Origin of the sequence: Paractinoplanes deccanensis, from assembly GCF_016862115.1 — a bacterium.
Classification (GTDB): domain Bacteria; phylum Actinomycetota; class Actinomycetes; order Mycobacteriales; family Micromonosporaceae; genus Actinoplanes; species Actinoplanes deccanensis.
This window is the reverse complement of sequence record NZ_BOMI01000017.1, coordinates 17,102-32,385: the sequence shown is the minus strand read 5'-3', so window position 1 is coordinate 32,385 and position 15,284 is coordinate 17,102. Positions and strand designations below refer to the sequence as shown.

Annotated in this window: 12 protein-coding genes; 7 read left to right on the top strand and 5 right to left on the bottom strand. The window is 74.0% G+C overall.

The annotated features are described in order from the left end of the window. Positions 1 to 96: 96 nt before the first annotated feature. Positions 97 to 477: a hypothetical protein gene (locus Ade02nite_RS05825; protein ID WP_203760472.1), complete on the bottom strand. Its 381-nt coding sequence runs from the start codon at positions 475 to 477 to the stop codon at positions 97 to 99. A gap of 61 nt (positions 478 to 538) precedes the next feature. Between Ade02nite_RS05825 and Ade02nite_RS05820 the strand changes: the two genes are divergently transcribed. After that, positions 539 to 2,110 carry a D-alanyl-D-alanine carboxypeptidase family protein gene (locus tag Ade02nite_RS05820; RefSeq protein WP_239168560.1) on the top strand — a complete coding sequence of 524 codons (1,572 nt, stop codon included), beginning with the start codon at positions 539 to 541 and terminating at the stop codon, positions 2,108 to 2,110. A gap of 1 nt (position 2,111) precedes the next feature. Here the strand turns inward: Ade02nite_RS05820 and Ade02nite_RS05815 are convergent, their stop codons facing one another. Further along, positions 2,112 to 3,005: a LysR family transcriptional regulator gene (locus Ade02nite_RS05815; protein WP_203760471.1), complete on the bottom strand. Its 894-nt coding sequence runs from the start codon at positions 3,003 to 3,005 to the stop codon at positions 2,112 to 2,114. Positions 3,006 to 3,086: 81 nt separating this feature from the next. Here Ade02nite_RS05815 and Ade02nite_RS05810 point away from each other — a divergent pair, with 81 nt between their 5' ends. Further along, the gene (locus Ade02nite_RS05810; protein WP_203760470.1) at positions 3,087 to 3,497 is read left to right on the top strand and encodes a RidA family protein; all 411 of its coding nucleotides are present in this window, start codon (positions 3,087 to 3,089) and stop codon (positions 3,495 to 3,497) included. 460 nt (positions 3,498 to 3,957) lie between these two features. Here Ade02nite_RS05810 and selB read toward each other — a convergent pair whose 3' ends face one another. Beyond that, on the bottom strand, positions 3,958 to 6,060 hold the full coding sequence (gene selB / locus Ade02nite_RS05805; RefSeq protein WP_203760469.1) for a selenocysteine-specific translation elongation factor: 2,103 nt from the start codon (positions 6,058 to 6,060) through the stop codon (positions 3,958 to 3,960). 2 nt (positions 6,061 to 6,062) lie between these two features. Further along, complete coding sequence (gene selA / locus Ade02nite_RS05800; RefSeq protein WP_203760468.1) at positions 6,063 to 7,421, bottom strand: L-seryl-tRNA(Sec) selenium transferase; 1,359 nt, start codon at positions 7,419 to 7,421, stop codon at positions 6,063 to 6,065. A 251-nt stretch (positions 7,422 to 7,672) separates the two neighbouring features. On the opposite strand from selA, the gene Ade02nite_RS05795 reads away from it, so the two are divergent. The 5 genes from Ade02nite_RS05795 to Ade02nite_RS05775 are packed head-to-tail and all read left to right on the top strand — an operon-like array spanning position 7,673 to position 13,569. Then, positions 7,673 to 10,675: an AfsR/SARP family transcriptional regulator gene (locus tag Ade02nite_RS05795; RefSeq protein ID WP_203760467.1), complete on the top strand. Its 3,003-nt coding sequence runs from the start codon at positions 7,673 to 7,675 to the stop codon at positions 10,673 to 10,675. Beyond that, a complete protein-coding gene (locus tag Ade02nite_RS05790; protein ID WP_203760466.1) occupies positions 10,672 to 11,736 on the top strand; it encodes a class I SAM-dependent methyltransferase in 1,065 nt (354 codons plus the stop codon). The genes Ade02nite_RS05795 and Ade02nite_RS05790 overlap by 4 nt, the downstream gene beginning before the upstream one ends. 49 nt (positions 11,737 to 11,785) lie before the next feature. Beyond that, a complete protein-coding gene (locus Ade02nite_RS05785) occupies positions 11,786 to 12,436 on the top strand; it encodes a dienelactone hydrolase family protein (protein WP_203760465.1) in 651 nt (216 codons plus the stop codon). Beyond that, entirely contained in the window at positions 12,433 to 13,101 is a 669-nt protein-coding gene (locus Ade02nite_RS05780) for a phosphoribosyltransferase (RefSeq protein ID WP_239168559.1), read from the top strand. Before Ade02nite_RS05785 ends, Ade02nite_RS05780 begins: the two co-directional genes overlap by 4 nt. 18 nt (positions 13,102 to 13,119) lie before the next feature. Then, the gene (locus tag Ade02nite_RS05775) at positions 13,120 to 13,569 is read left to right on the top strand and encodes a hypothetical protein (RefSeq protein ID WP_203760464.1); all 450 of its coding nucleotides are present in this window, start codon (positions 13,120 to 13,122) and stop codon (positions 13,567 to 13,569) included. 73 nt (positions 13,570 to 13,642) lie between these two features. Here Ade02nite_RS05775 and Ade02nite_RS05770 read toward each other — a convergent pair whose 3' ends face one another. Further along, positions 13,643 to 15,229, bottom strand: a complete 1,587-nt coding sequence (locus Ade02nite_RS05770; protein ID WP_203760463.1) for a methyl-accepting chemotaxis protein — start codon at positions 15,227 to 15,229, stop codon at positions 13,643 to 13,645. Positions 15,230 to 15,284 lie beyond the last annotated feature (55 nt).

Sequence of the window (15,284 nt, the reverse complement as noted above, 5' to 3'; positions counted from 1 at the left end):
ACCCACGCCCGCAACGAAGAATGCCGCGCCCTCACCGCAGAGCGATGTAACGCAGCCGCTGATCGCCGCACCGCGGACGGCACCCGAACCCCCGGCTCAGGTCGCGATGCCGCTCCCCCGTCCATCGGCGACCCAGCATTCGGCCTCGTCCTCGCAGCAGGCCACACCGCCCGCCTCTGCCACGCAGCAGCCCACAACGCCCGCCTCTGCCACGCAGCAGCCCACAACGCCCGCCTCTGCCCCGGCTTCCGCCTCAGCCCCGGCCCCGGCCTCGCGGCCAACTGTCACGACTTCGTCGGCGCAAAACGCCACAATCCCGGCGCAGACCACGATGCCCTCGGCGCGGCCCGCGATCGAGAACCCACCTCCGGCGCAGGCCACGATGCCTCTCGCACGGCCCGTGATGCCCGCTGCACAGACGGCGATTCCCCTCCCAAGACCCACGGCGCCCGCCCAGCCGAACGCCCAGACGGCCATGCCTCTCGCCCGACCCACGGCACCCACCCAGCCCGCCACCCCTCCGGACGCCCAGAGGGCCATGCCTCTCGCCCGGCCCACGGCGCCCACCCAGCCGGACGCCCAGACGGCCATGCCTCTCGCCCGGCCCACGGCGCCCAGCCAGCCCGCCGCCCAGACCGCGATGCCCCTCACGAGGCCACCGGCCGAGGTTACTCAGCCCATCTCCGCGGTGCCTCCGGTCACCCTGGGTGCCGCTCCTGCCCTTACTCCGCCCGCCTCCGGGTCCGCCACCGTCACGCCACCGGCCCGGCCGACGGTCGCCGCCACCTCGCCCACGACCCCCGCCGCCTCGCCGGCGACCCCCGTCACCTCGCCCGGCGCGCCGGTGCCGCCCGCGCGGCCCGGTTCCACCGTCTACGGCGGTGGCCAGCACCCCGCCGCGAAGCCGAAGCGCCGCCTTCTTCCCGTACTCCTTGCGGTGATCTTGCTGGTTGTCCTGCTCGGCGCCGGCGCCACGCTCCAGCTCACCCGATCGCTGCCCGCGGCCACCCTGACCACCAGCATCGCCGCCACCATGAAGATCCCCGGCGCCGCGCCGAAGCTGCCCTGGCCCGAGGTCGGCAGCGCCGAGCTCATGATCGAGGGGCTCGGGCGGATCGGCGGATCGGGCAGCACCGAGGCCGCGCCGATCGGCAGCGTCGCCAAGGTCATGACCGCTTATGTGATCCTGCGCGACCACCCGCTGACCGGTGACGAGGAGGGCCCGACACTGACAGTGACCGCGGCCGACGTGGCCGACTACGAGTCGCGGATCGCGAGCAACCAGTCCCTCGTCCGCGTCGAGGTCGGCGAGCAGCTCACCGAGCGCGATGCCCTCGAGGCCCTGATGTTGCCCTCAGCGAACAACATCGCCCACCAGCTCGCCGTCTGGGACGCCGGCTCGGAGGAGGCGTTCCTGACCAAGATGAACGCCGCCGCCGAACAGCTGGGCATGAAGGACAGCCACTACACCGACGCGAGCGGCTATCTGCCCACCACCGTCAGCACCGCCTCCGACCAGGTCATCCTCGCCCGGGCGGCCCTCAAGAGCCCGGTCTTCGCCGAGATCGTCGCGATGACCGAGGCGGAGATCCCGGTGGTCGGCACGATCCGGAACTACAACGACATGCTCGGCGTGAACGGCGTCTTCGGCATCAAGACCGGCTCCACCGACGAGGCCGGCGGTAACCTCGTGTTCGCGTCCCACCTCACCGTCGGTGGCCGCAAGCTGACCCTGGTCGGTGCCGTGTTCAACCAGCCCGGCGCGAACACCCCCGAGCAGCTGGCCCAGGTCAATCAGGAGGTGAAGGCCCTGCTCAGGGCCGTCGCCAAGGTCGTCAAGGAGTACACGCTGCTCGCCACCGACCCGGTCGGCCAGGTCGAGACCGCGTGGGGCGCCACCACGACCGTCCGCCCCGCCAAGGCCCTGAAGGTCGTCGGCTGGCCGGGGCTCACCGTCCCCCTCAAGGTCACCACCGCGGCTCCGGACGCCGAGGTCACGTCCGCGCAGCCGGTCGGCACGGTGCAGGCTTCCGGCGTACGCGTGGAATTGCGCACCGACAGCGCGACCGAATCGCCCTCCCTGTGGTGGCGCCTGACCCGAACTTCTTAGTTCACACGGCCGGTACGGCGTGCGCGAGGTGCCGAAAGAAGCGGGAAACCGCCGGCGGCACCGAGCGCCCCGCCACCGTTGCCGCATAGACCCGGCGCGTCGGTTCTTCGTCGGGATGCAATTCCAGAAGCGCGATGTCCGCCGGCGTCCCGCGCAACGCGAGCGCCGGCACCAGCGCCACCCCGAGCCCCGCCGCGACGCATCCGAGTTTGCCGGTCCATTCAGCCGCGACAATCTCGATACGCGGCTGGAAACCGTGCGGCAGGCTCGCCCGCAACAGGGTGTCCTCCGCCGTCGCCGACCCCGCGATGAACGGGTCGTCCGCCAATTCCGCCAGCCGTACCCTCCGCCGATTCGCCAGCGGATGGTCGAGCGCCACCGCCACCATCAGCCGCTCGTCGAGAATGTGCCGCAGCGTGAACCTGTCCGTGTCGATCGGCCCCGCCGGCGACGAGCTCACCACCGCCACGTCGGCTTCGCCTTCGGCGAGCCTTTCCAGCAAGGCGGGGGTCAATCCCTCGACGAGACCGAGCGCGACTTGGGGGTACGCCTTCCGAAACGTCGCCATCGCCCGCGGCACCAGCGCCGCCACCGCCGTCGGAAACGCGCCCACGCGCAGCCGGCCCGCGCCGAGCTCCCGCAATTCCGCCACGGCCTTTCTCGCCGTCGAGAGCCTGTTCAGGACGGCCTCCGCGTGCGGCAGGAGCACACGTCCCTCCTCGGTCAGCGCCACCCCGCGCGGCAGCCGGTCGAAGACCTGCGCCCCGAGCTCCGCCTCCAGCACACCGATCTGCCGCGACACCGCCGACTGCGTGAACTGCAGCTGCTTGGCCGCCGCCGTGATCGACCCTGCGTGGGCCACCGTCCGGAACACTTCGAGCAACTGAGTCTCCACGCCGACCCATGCTAGACACGCATGCCACCCATGCCAGACATTCGCTGGTCGCATGCCTCGTCCGCCCGTAGCGTCCTCGCCATGGCAAACCTGACCCTCGACAACCCGCCCACCGTCGCCGCCCCGTTCGGCGACAGATTCGCCCACGTGGCCCGGGCCGACCTCCCCGGCGGCGCCGCCCTGCTCACCCTCTCCGGCCAGGTAGCCGTCGACGACAACGGCACTGTCGTCTCTCCCGGCGAGGCCGGTCCCCAGGCCGAGCACATCTTCGCCCTGATCGGCGCCCTGCTGGCCGCCCACAACGCCACCTTCGCCGACGTCATGCACATCCGCACCTTCATGACGAGCCTCGACGACCTCCCCGCCTACGGCGCCGTCCGCCGCCGCCTCTTCCCGGAAAACCCACCGGCCAGCACCACAGTCGAGGTCTCCCGCCTGTTCCTCCCCGGCGCCGTGTTGGAGGTCGAGGTGACAGCCCTGGCCAGGCCCTGACCACCGCCACAGGCTCTCGCGAGGAACGCTCACCCGCGACCCTCGCAACCACAAGCGCCCGCCTTACCCACTACCTGTCCAGCGCGCCGGCCCACCATCCACCACAAGCGCCCGACCCATTCACCACGTGTCCAGCGCGCCGGCCCACCGCAGCCGATCCGTCACCGCCACGAGCGCTGGCCCCCGCACCACCTCGCCAGCGTGCACCCACACCGCCCAACCGGCCCCCACGTCCACGTGCGGACGCTGGGCCGCCGTGAGGAGCGCCGAACAGCCGGCGGCATATCCGGGACGCTATTTCGGAGGGAGGGGACAACGCCGGACGGCCGAACCCCTGGGGCATCTGCGGCAGCCGGCGTCCTGCCGTAGCGGCAATCCTGGCCGCGCCATGGCAACGGACCCGACCTCCTGCCATGGCAGCAGCCCCAGCCTCACGGATGGCAGCGGTCCCGGCCCGCTTTCACGCCGTTGTGGCCACCGTGCGGCGGTCGTCGGGCAGGCGGCGGGTGTGGCCTCTGCGGTCGAGCAGTTCGAGAAGGGGCACGGCGACCCGGCGGGTCGTGCCCAGGGCCTGGCGGGCCTCGCTCAGGGTGAACGGCTGCGGCAACCCGGCGAGAAGGCGCGTCGCCTCGGCGAGGGCGTCGGCGTGCAACACCACCTGCGGGGTGAGGCGCAGGACGAGGCCGGTGCGTTCGGCGGCCGCGAGTTGGCGCGGACCAAGGCCGAGCGCGGCGAGGTCATAGGCCTCGGGCGCGGCGAACGGGCCAAGGCCGTCGAAGGCCTTGGCGATCAACGTCACCAGGTCATCGGGCGCATGGGCGGCGCCGGTGGTGACACGACCGTTTCGGATCACGGTCGGGGGGCGGACGAGGGCGGAAACCAGCGCCCTGTCGGGGAGGCCGAGCCGGTGCCGCAGGGCCTCGATCGGCATGCCGGGCTCGAGGGGATGGTCGCGGGCATAAGCGGCCACCTCCTCGGTGAGCCGCTCACCGAGCCGCGCCCAGTGGGTGGGGTCGGCATACCAGTCGCCGGCCACGGGGGCGAGGGCCGCGGGGTTACCGCCCGCCGCAGTCTGGCCGCCGGAAGCTGCGGTGCTGGGCTCGCCGGCACCTGCGTCGGCGGGCGCCGTATCGGGAGCGGCCGTATCGGGAGCGGCCGTATCGGGAGCGGCCGTATCGGGAGCGCCCGTATCGGGAGCGCCCGTATCGGGAGCGCCCGTATCGGGAGCGCCCGTATCGGGAGCTGCCGGGTCGAGAGCGGCCCGTTCAAGGGCGGCCGGGTCGAGGGCGGCCACATCGGCGGCGGCCCGGTCGGGCGCGGCCGCGGCCAGGGCGGCCCGGTCGGGCGCGGCCGCATCGTGGGCGGCCGGGTTGACGGCGCCAGCGGATGTGGCGGGTGGGGGCGGGAGGGGAACGCCCATGGCGGCCAGGTCGGTGGCTCGGATGAGGAGGCGGCGGGTCAGCTCCGACGTCAGGGACGGGTGGCCGTCCATGTCGGTCAGCTGGACGGCGCGGGCTGCGGCGGCGCCTCGGCGTTTGAGGCCGGGCGGGTTGACGTCGAGGACGGTGACGCCGCCGGCTACGTGGTGGCGGCCCGGGTCGCGGAGGAGGGCGCGGTCGCCTATGCGCAACGGGAGGGGGTGGGAGAGCCGCAGCCGGGCGGTGTCGGTGCCGAGGGGGCGGAGGCGCACGGGGACGGCGGCGGAGCCCACGTGCAGGGTGGCCTCGGCGGGGAGGGCCGACACGGGGTCGCCGTGCAGGCGCACGTCGATGAGGTCGGTGAAGCGGAAGCGGCCGGGGGTGAGCAGGGCGTCGCCGCGGCGGAGGTCGGTTCGGGGGGTGCCGCGCAGGTTGACGGCCACGCGCGACACGGCGGCCACCTCGTCGGCCTGCTTGCCCATGGTTTGCAGGCCGCGGACGCGGACCGTGGCGTCGCCGAGCGTCAGCTCGTCGCCGGTGCGGAGGCGGCCGGCGCCCAGGGTTCCGGTGACGACGGTTCCGGCGCCCTTGACCGTGAAGACGCGGTCGATCCAGAGCCGCACGGGGGCGTCCCGGTCGGCGGCGGGCAGCTGGGCGATCAGGCGGTCGAGGGCGGCGCGCAGGTCGTCGAGGCCGGCGCCGGTGACGCCGCTGACGGCTACGGTCTCGACCTCGCCGAGCGACGTGGTGGCGATCTCGGCCTGGGCGAGTTCGGCGGCCGCCTCGGGGTCGGCGAGGTCGCTGCGGGTCACCACGAGCAGGCCGTGCCGTACGTCCAGCGCGTGCAGGGCGGCCAGGTGCTCGGCGGACTGCGGCATCCAGCCCTCGTCGGCGCCGACCACGATCATCGCCGCGGGGACCGGGCCGACGCCGGCGAGCATGTTGGGCACGAAACGCTCGTGGCCGGGCACGTCCACGAAGGCGACCGTCTCGCCGGACGGCAGCCCTGTCCAGGCGAAGCCGAGGTCGATCGTCATGCCGCGGCGCCGCTCCTCGGCCCACCGGTCCGGCTCCATCCCGGTGAGCGCCCGCACCAGCGTGGACTTCCCGTGGTCCACGTGCCCCGCAGTGGCGATGACGTGCACGGCTACTTCCCCGCGCCGGGCGCCGTGCCGTCGAGGGCCTTGGCGGCGGCCAGGACGGCGGTGATGAGCTGGTCGTCGGCGTCGGCCGGGATGCAGCGGAGGTCGAGGAGGAGGTGGCCGCGTTCGACTCGGCCCACCACGGGGGTGGCGCCTGTGCGCAGCGCTGCGGCGTACGGCTCGGGAAGGGAGAGTGACCACGACGGGAGCGTGACCTCGGGGGCGCCGCCGCCGCCGACCACCGCCGGCGACTCGGTGAGGGTGACCGGGACGCCTTCGGCCTCCAGGCGGGCGCGGACGGTCTCGGTGCGGGCGTGCAAAGAGGACGGATCGGTGCGTAGTGCCTGCCAGGTGGGCGTGGGCGGGCCGGTCAGCGTGGCGTGCAGGGCGGCCAGGGTGAGCTTGTCGACGCGCAGCGCGCGGGCCAGGGGGTGGCGGCGGAGGCGTTCGATCAGGGGGGCCTCGCCGAGGAGCAGTCCTGCCTGCGGTCCGCCCAGGAGCTTGTCGCCGCTGGCTATGACGAGGTCGGCGCCGGCGGTCAGGGTGGTGGCGGCGTCGGGCTCGCCGGGGAGGAGCGGGTCGGGGCGCAGCAGGCCGGAGCCGATGTCGGCGACCACGGGCGGGTCCAGGGCGGCCAGCGCGGCGATGGGGGTGTCGCTGGTGAAGCCGCGGATGACGAAGTTGGACGGGTGCACCTTGAGGATGAAGCCCGTCTGCGGGCCGATGGCGCGCTCGTAGTCGCGCAGCGTGGTGCGGTTGGTGGTGCCGACCTCGCGGAGGCGGGCGCCCGTCGACTCGAGCAGGTCGGGCAGGCGGAAGCCGTCGCCGATCTCCACCATCTCGCCGCGGCTCACGATGATCTCGCGGCCGGCGGCGAGGGCCGTGGCGGCCAGCACCAGGGCGGCGGCGCCGTTGTTGACCACGTGTACGTCGCCGGCGGCGGGCACCGCGGCGGCCAGCGCGGCGAGGGCTGCCCGGCCGCGGCGGGCACGGCGGCCCGTCTCGAGGTCGAGCTCCACATCGGTGTGGCCGGCGGCGGCGACCACGGCGTCACGGGCGGCGGGCGAGAGCGCGGCGCGGCCGAGGTTCGTGTGCAGCACCACGCCGGTGGCGTTGAGGACCGGGCGCGGCCCGCGCGGCAGCACACCGAGCGCCGCGTCGACGGCCTCGGCGGGGGCGATCTCGCCGTCGCGCACCCGCTGGAGGGCCGTGACCACCGCGGCCTTCACGGCGGCCCGGCCCACGGTCTCGGCGGCGGCCACGAGGCGGGCATCGGCCAGGACCACATCGGTGCGGGGCACGCGCCGCCGCGGGTCGGGCGCGTGGCGTGGATCCTTCGAAGTCGCGTGCGGATCCTCAGCCACCGTCTCTCCCTCGCGGATCGCCTCCGGCCAACCTACCGCCCGCCGGCGCCACCGTCTTTGATCATGCCAGCGGGGCGAGACGCGACGTGGCACGCGGGGCGAGACGCGATGTGGCACGCGGGGCGAGACGCGACGTGGCACGCGGGGCGGGAAGCGGCGTGGCACGAGGGGGCGTGAGCGGGGTCGCTGTGTCGGAACAGCGTCGGCATACGTCGTTGCGGGGTGGTTTCGGGCGGCGCCAGAATGAGCGCGTGACCGTCGAGGTGGGGCTGCTCGGGCCGGTCGAGCTGCGTCTCGACGGGCGGCCGGCCGCGCTCACGGGGGCGCCTCAGCGCATTGTGCTGGCGCGGCTGGCGCTCGCGGCGGGGCGGGTCGTGCCGACCGGGGAGCTGATCGAGGCGCTCTGGGGTGACGAACCGCCGGACAACGCCGTCGGCAACCTGCACAGCTATGTCTCCCGGCTCCGGCGGCACACGGGCAGCGACGCCATCCGGCGCGAGCCCGGCGGCTACCGGCTCGCCCTGCCGCCGGACGCGATCGACACGAGCCGGGTGGAGCGGCTCGTCGCCGCCGCCGGTGGGCAGGGTGACGAGCAGGCCGCCGGGACGCTCGCCGAGGCCCTCGGGTTGTGGCGCGGCGACCCGTTGTCCGACGTGGCCGACCGGCTCGCCTTCGCCCCCGAGGTCGCCCGGCTCGCCGAGTGGCGGCGTCACCTGCGCGAGGAGTGCCTGGCACGGCGGGTCGCCGCGGGCCGGGCCGCCGAGACCCTGCCCGAGATCGAGGCGTACGCGACCGCCGAGCCCATGCGCGAGCGCGCCCACCTGCTGTGGATGCGCGCGCTGCACCAGACCGGCCGCACCGCCGAGGCGCTGGCCGTGGCCCGGTCCTTCCGGGAGCGCGTGGTCGACGAGCACGGCGTCGACCCTTCCCCGGCCCTCGACGAGCTCCAGCAGCGCATTCTCGCCGAGGACCCGGCACTGCGCCCAGCCGTGCGCCGCCCGCGCCCGGCCACGCCCGACCGCTTCTTCGGCCGGCGCGACGAGATGGCCGAGCTCCGCGCGTCCCTCTCCGCCAACCGGCTCACCACCGTCGTCGGGCCGGGCGGTGTCGGCAAGACCCGGCTGACGACCGAGGCCCTCACCGGCGACGAGCTGGTGGTGGAGCTGGCCGAGCGCTCGGTGCCGGCCGATGTCGCCGCCGCGGTCGCCGGCGCGCTCGGGCTGCGGGCGACACCCCGCGGTGCCGTCGCCGCCATCGCCGAGCGGCTCGGCGGCACGCCGGCCGTGCTCGTGCTGGACAACTGCGAACATCTGCTCGACGCCGTCCGCGACCTGGTCGACCAGATTCTGGTGCGCTGCCCTCGGGTGCGGGTCCTCGCCACCTCCCGGCAGCGGCTCGGCGTGGCCGGCGAACGCGTGCTGCGCCTCGGCCCGCTGCCCGAACAGGACCGGGTCGCGCTCTTCTGCGACCGGGCGGCGCTGCTGCGGTCCGGTTTCCCGGCCGACGGGCGCAGCCGGGAGCTCGCGGCCGAGGTGTGCCGCCTGGTCGACGGGCTGCCGCTCGCCGTCGAGCTGGCCGCCCGGCGCGAGGCGGTGTTCGGCCTGGCCCACCTGCGCGACCGGCTCGGCGAGGGCTTGCAGGTCCTCGAGCCGGCCCGCGGCGGCGACCGGGCCACCGCCGTGTCCGCGACCGTCGAGTGGTCCTACCGCCTGCTCGACCCGGCCGCGCAGCGGCTGCTCGACCGGCTCGCGGTGTGCCGGGGCGGTTTCGGCCTGGACGCCCTCCCCTACTTCGCCGCGGACGCCGAGCCCCTGCTCGCCGAGCTCGTCGACGCCTCCCTCGTCGTCTGCGACGTCGACGCCGACCCACCCCGCTACCGCCTGCTCGACACCGTCCGCCACGTCGGCCTGTCCCACCTGGAGAGCGAGCAAGCCGCTTCCGCCCACCGCCCCCAAAACACCACAACCGACAAAACACATTCAAGCGATATGGGGGATAAATCGGGCGGGGAAGAAGCGCCCTCCAAGAGGCGCGGGGAAGAAGCGCCCTCCAAGAGGCGCGGGGAAGGCGGCGCCCACATCAACGCGGAGGGCGAGAAACAGGCAGCCCCCACGAGGCACGGGAAAGGCGACGCCCACGTCAGCGCCGAGGCGGAGGCGCGCGAGGCGCACGCGCGGTGGATGCTCGACTTCATGACCGCGATCGTGGAGCGGCAGCGCACCCGCAACCCGCACACCACGCCGGCGCTGCGGCGCGAGCTCGGCAACCTTCAGGAGGCCATCACCTGGCTCGGCGAGCGTGACGAGGGCGCCCGGCTGCGGGCCTGGGCCGCCTCCGCCTGGACCAGCGCGCCCGATCCCGGCCTCACCGCGCAGCTCGTGCGCGACGCGCCCGCCACGGTCGAGAGTGAGACGGACGCCTTGCGCGCCTACGCCGCCGGCATCGGGGTGTGGCTCGACAGCAATCTCGCCGAGGGGGAACGGCTGCTCGGCGCCGCCATCGCCGTGCTGCCGCCGGGGCATCCGATGCGGGTGTCCGCGCTGCTCGCCCGCATCGCCAACTCGATGTTCGCGGGGCGGATCGACGACGTGCGCTCCGACGCCCTCGCCCTGCGGGACGAGCCCGGCGCCGCGCCGTGGGAGCGGGTCACCGCCATCTGCTGCGCCGCGCTGATGGACGCGTACCACGGCAACTCCGCCGCCGGCCTGCGCTGGCTGGAGACCGAGGGGCGTGGGCTGCCGCGCGATCCGCTCGACGGGTTCGAGCCGTTCACGGTCGGCGAGCTGCTGGCGGCGAGCGATCCGCGGGCCGCGCTCACCTCGTACGACCAGTCCCTGCTCCGCAGCGAACGGGCCCAGCTGGTCTATCAGGCCAACATCGCGCGGGTTGCGCGTGCCGCCGTGCTCATCCGGCTGGGGCGGCGGGCCGAGGCCGTCGACGCCTGCGCCCGCACCATCGCCGCCGTGCGCTCCGCCGGGATGACCGCCCAGGTGTGGACGATTTTGCGGCTCACCGCCGAGCTGCTCGCCGACCTCGGCGAGGCGGGCACGGCCGCGGCCCTCGTCGCCGCGGCGGACGTCGACCCGTACGCCCCGGCCGTGATGGGACCGGACCGCGAGCGGCTCGCCAAGCTGCGCGCCGACGGGGACCACCCGCCGATGGACAGCGCCACCGCGGCCGACTATGCGCTTGCCGCCCTGGCAAGGCACCAGCAAGGGCCCGGCAAGGAGCGCCCCGCATCGTCGAGGGCATGACTGACACCCAGATCGACGAGGCCCGCGTCGAAGCGTTCGCGGGACAACTGCTCACCGACTTCGCCGGGGCCGGCAGCACCGCGCTCACCGTGATCGGTGACCGGCTCGGCCTCTACCGGGCCATGACCGGGGCCGGTCCGGTCACGCCGGCCAAGCTGGCGGCCACCACCGGGCTGCATCCGAGGCTGGTCACCGAATGGCTGCGCGCCCAGGCCGTGTCCGGATACGTGACCAGCGACGGCGAGACCTTCGAACTGCCGATCGAGCACGCGCTGGCGCTCTCGGTCGTCGACTCCCCGGCGTACGTCGTCGGCGGGGGCGAGATCATCGCCGGCTACTTCCTCACCCTGCCGCGGCTCGAGGAGGCCTTCCGCGGCGACGGCGGCGTGCCCTACGCGGACATGCCCGGCTGCCTGCATCACGGCATCGAGCGCTTCTTCCGTACGGCCTATGTCAACCACCTGGCGCAGCAGTGGTTCCCGGCCGTGCCGGGCCTGGTGGAGAAGCTGGAGAACGGCGCCCGGGTGGCCGACGTCGGCTGCGGGCACGGCGTCGCGACCCGGCTGGTCGCCACCACCTGGCCGGCCTCGACCGTGACCGGTTTCGACAACCACGAGGCGTCGATCGTGAACGCGCGGGCGGCGCTGACGGACGGCGTGACCTTCCACGTCGCCGAGGCGGACCAGATCGGGCGGCACGGCCCGTTCGACGTGGTCGCGTTCTTCGACTCGCTGCACGACCTGGGTGACCCGCCGGCGGCGCTGCGGGCGGCCTACGACGCGCTGGCGCCGGGCGGCATCCTGGTCGCGGTGGAGCCCTGGTCGGTCGACGACTTCACCACCGTGGTCGGCAATCCGGTCGCGCGGGCCAACTACGCGGCGTCGACGGCGCTGTGCACGCCCGGCTCGCTGAGCCAGCCCGGCGCCTACGGCCTGGGCACCCAGGGCGGGCCGACGGCGCGCCTGGAGCTGCTGGCCGCCGCCGGCTTCGACAATCCCGTGGTCGCCGCGGACACCGGGTTCAACCTGGTGCTCGCCGCGGTGAAAGACGACCGGCCGTGACGGACTAAGTCGGACGTATAGGACGCCATGCCCCGGGTATGCCCGGGGCATGGCCACCGTGACGCACGAACGCACGTTCGACGCGGCCGGCACCGAGCTGGCCGGCGATCTGACCCTGCCGGACCGGGCGTACGGCGTGGTGCTCTTCGCCCACGGCAGCGGCAGCTCGCGGCGCAGCCCCCGCAACCGCGCCGTCGCCGACCATCTGAACCGGCTCGGCCTCGGCACGCTCCTCGTCGACCTGCTCACGCACGAGGAGGAGGTGCGCGACGAGCTGACCCGGGAGTTGCGCTTCGACATCGGCTTCCTCGCCGACCGGCTGATCGGCCTGGTGGACTGGCTGGTCGCCGCGCCGGAGACGCGCGACCGGACGATCGGTCTCTTCGGGGCCAGCACCGGCGCCGCGGCCGCGCTCGTCTGCGCCGCGGCACGGCCTCGCCCGGTACGCGCGATCGTCTCGCGCGGCGGCCGCCCCGACCTCGCCGGCCCCGCCCTGATCCAGGTGACCCAGCCGACCCTGCTGCTCGTCGGCGGCCGCGACGAGCCGGTGCTCGACCTCAACGAGCAGGCCCGCAACGCGATGACCACGCGGGCGGAGCTGCGCGTCGTGCCCGGTGCCACGCACCTGTTCGAGGAGCCCGGAGCCCTCGACACCGTAGCCGAGGAGGCCGCAACGTGGTTCAGCACGCATCTTCGATGAGCGACGGCACGCCCCTGTTCTTCGCCGACCGCGACGAGGCCGGGCGCCATCTGGCCGACGCGGTGGCCGCCCAGGTCCCCCGCCATCCCGGCCCGGCGCCGCTGGTCCTGGCCCTGCCTCGCGGTGGCGTTCCGATCGCCGTACGCGTGGCGGCCCGCATCGGCGCCGAGCTCGACGTGGTGATCGCCCGGAAGATCGGCGCGCCCGGCCGCCCCGAGTACGGCATCGGCGCGATCGCCGAGGACGGCCCACCGGTCTTCGACGAGCCGGCCCTGCACGCGCTCGGGCTGACCCCGGCCGACCTGGCGCCGGCGGTCGCCGAGGAGCGCGCCGAGCTGGCCCGCCGCACCCACGAGTACCGCGGCGACCGCCGGGTCCCCGACCCCACCGCGCGGGTGGTCGTGGTGGTCGACGACGGCCTCGCCACCGGTGTGACCGCCCGCGCGGCCCTGCGCTGGCTGCGCGGCCACCACCCGGCCCGCCTGGTGCTGGCCGTTCCGGTCTGCTCGCCGCCGGCCCGCGACGCCCTGTCCGGCGACGCCGACACCGTCATCTGCCTGAGCGCCCCGCCCCAGTTCCGCGCGGTTGGTCAGTGGTACGACGACTTCACCCAGTTGACCGACGCCGACGTGCACCGGGCCCTGCGCGGTTTCGCCCACACCTGAACGGGCACCTGACGTCCCATGCGTACGGGTCTTCTCGCCGGGGCCGCGGCCGGGGCAGCCGGCACCGCGGCCCTCAATGCCGTCACCTACCTCGACATGGCCGTGCGCGGCCGCCCGGGCAGCACCACACCCGAGCAGTCGATCGAGTCCCTGCCCGTCTCGGTGCCCGGCGACGAGGAGACCCGCGCCCACCGGGTGACGGGTCTCGCCAGCCTCTCCGGCATCGTCACCGGTGCCGCCATCGGCGCCGCCTTCGGCCTGCTGCGCCGCGCCGGCCTGCGCCCCGGCCCGCTCGCCGGCAGCGTGCTGATCGGCGCCACGGCCATGGCCGCCACGAACCTGTCGATGGCCGCCATGCGGGTCACCGACCCCCGCGACTGGTCCGCGGCCGACTGGCTCAGCGACGCCCTCCCCCACCTGGCCTACGGCGCCACGACCGACGCCGTCCTGCGAGCCCTCGACCGCTGAGCCGGCGCCGTCCGGCGGGGCCCTCGACCGCTGAGCCAGCGCCGTCCGGCGGGCCCTCGACCGCTGACCGGCGTCAGTACCGGAACCGGCCGAGGTTGGCCTGCAGCGCGCTCGCGACCCGGGCCAGGTCGGCCGACGTCTGCTCGGTGTTGGCGGCCGCGTTCGTGGTCTCCGCCGCCGCCTGGGCCACCCCGCTCACGTTGGCGCTGATCTCCGCCGACCCCGCCGCGACCTCGCTGACGTTGCGGCTCATCTCCGCGGTCGTCGCCGTCTGCTCCTCGACCGCCGCCGCGATCGCCGTCTGCGTGTCGTTGATCTGCTGGATGACCTCGCTGATCGCGTTGATCGCCACCACCGCCGCCTGCGAGTCGGCCTGGATCGCCGACACCCTGGTCCCGATGTCCTCCGTGGCGCGGGCCGTCTCCTGAGCCAGGTCCTTGACCTCCGACGCGACCACCGCGAAGCCCTTGCCCATCTCGCCGGCGCGGGCCGCCTCGATGGTGGCGTTGAGCGCCAGCAGGTTCGTCTGCTCCGCGATGCTGGTGATCAGCTTGACCACGTCGTCGATCTCCGCCGAGGAGGCGCCCAGCTTGTTGAGGATGTCGCGGGCCTCCGCGGTCGTGGAGACCGCGCCCGCGGCCACCTCCGCGGCGCTGGACGTCGAGCGCGCGATCTCCGCGATGGACGCCCCGATCTCCTCGGAGCCGGCCGCGATGGTGGAGATGTTGACGCTGATCTGCTCGGACGCGGACGACGCGCCCTGCGCCTGCGCCGCCGACATCTGCGCGGACTCGTTGACCGAGGTGGCCACCGCCGACAGCTCCTCCGACGACGACGCGAGCGTCTCGACGTTGACGCCGATCTCCCGCATGGAGGTGGTCAGCCGTTCGAGCGCGGTGTTGAGCGACTCCCCCATCTGGCCCATCTCGTCGCGGCTGCGCACCTCGAGGCGCTGGTCCAGGACGCCCTTGGCCAGCTCGCTCAGCACGGCGACCGTGCGCTGCGCGGGACCGGCGATGGCCCGGCTGACCACCCACACGATCAGCGCCGAGAGCAGTACCGCGAAGACGATCAGGCAGATGATCAGGACTTCGGCCTTGCTGGCGGCGTCCTTGGACTCCGCCAGCGACTGGGCCGCGGCGTTGCGCTCGATCTCGTTGATCTCCTCGAGCGCCGTCACCATCGCGGTGATCGCGTCGTCGGCGACGGCGGCCCGCACCTTCACGAACTGGGCCGTGTTGCCCGCCTGGGCGAGCGCCAGCAGCTGGTCCTCGATGGCGTCCCGGTAGGTGGCGAGGTTCTCGGTGAAGGACTGCACCTGCGACTCGCGGCCCACGATGCCGGTGCCCTGGTACGCCGCCCACTGCTTCTCGATGTCCTCGGCATAGCCCTCGAGCTGGGTCTGCGCCTTCTGCTTGGCGGCGGCCGTGTCCGAGATGAGGATGTTCGTGAGATTGAAGCGGATGAAGATCAGGTCGGCCTTGACCTCGCCGGCGTAGGCGATGGCCAGCAGGTTGTTGTTGTACATCGCCTCCGTGCGATCGTTCGTCTCACCCAGGCGCATGACGCCGATCACGCCGATCACGATCATCAGGGCGCACACCACGCCGAAGCTGACAACCAGCTTGGCGGCCACCTTCAAGTTCTGGAACCACGACATCAGCGGCACGCTGACTCACCTCTTGGCCACGACGGAAAAACGGCTCGTTCGGACC

Bases quoted from the DNA above. Each gene is read 5' to 3' on its own strand.
- Ade02nite_RS05780 (WP_239168559.1), top strand. From the start codon at position 12,433: ATGAGCGACGGCACGCCCCTGTTCTTCGCCGACCGCGACGAGGCCGGG.
- Ade02nite_RS05790 (WP_203760466.1), top strand. From the start codon at position 10,672: ATGACTGACACCCAGATCGACGAGGCCCGCGTCGAAGCGTTCGCGGGA.
- Ade02nite_RS05785 (WP_203760465.1), top strand. From the start codon at position 11,786: ATGGCCACCGTGACGCACGAACGCACGTTCGACGCGGCCGGCACCGAG.
- Ade02nite_RS05775 (WP_203760464.1), top strand. From the start codon at position 13,120: ATGCGTACGGGTCTTCTCGCCGGGGCCGCGGCCGGGGCAGCCGGCACC.
- Ade02nite_RS05770 (WP_203760463.1), bottom strand. From the start codon at position 15,229: ATGTCGTGGTTCCAGAACTTGAAGGTGGCCGCCAAGCTGGTTGTCAGC.
- Ade02nite_RS05810 (WP_203760470.1), top strand. From the start codon at position 3,087: ATGGCAAACCTGACCCTCGACAACCCGCCCACCGTCGCCGCCCCGTTC.
- Ade02nite_RS05825 (WP_203760472.1), bottom strand. From the start codon at position 477: ATGGCCGTCTGGGCGTTCGGCTGGGCGGGCGCCGTGGGTCTTGGGAGG.
- Ade02nite_RS05820 (WP_239168560.1), top strand. From the start codon at position 539: ATGCCTCTCGCCCGGCCCACGGCGCCCACCCAGCCGGACGCCCAGACG.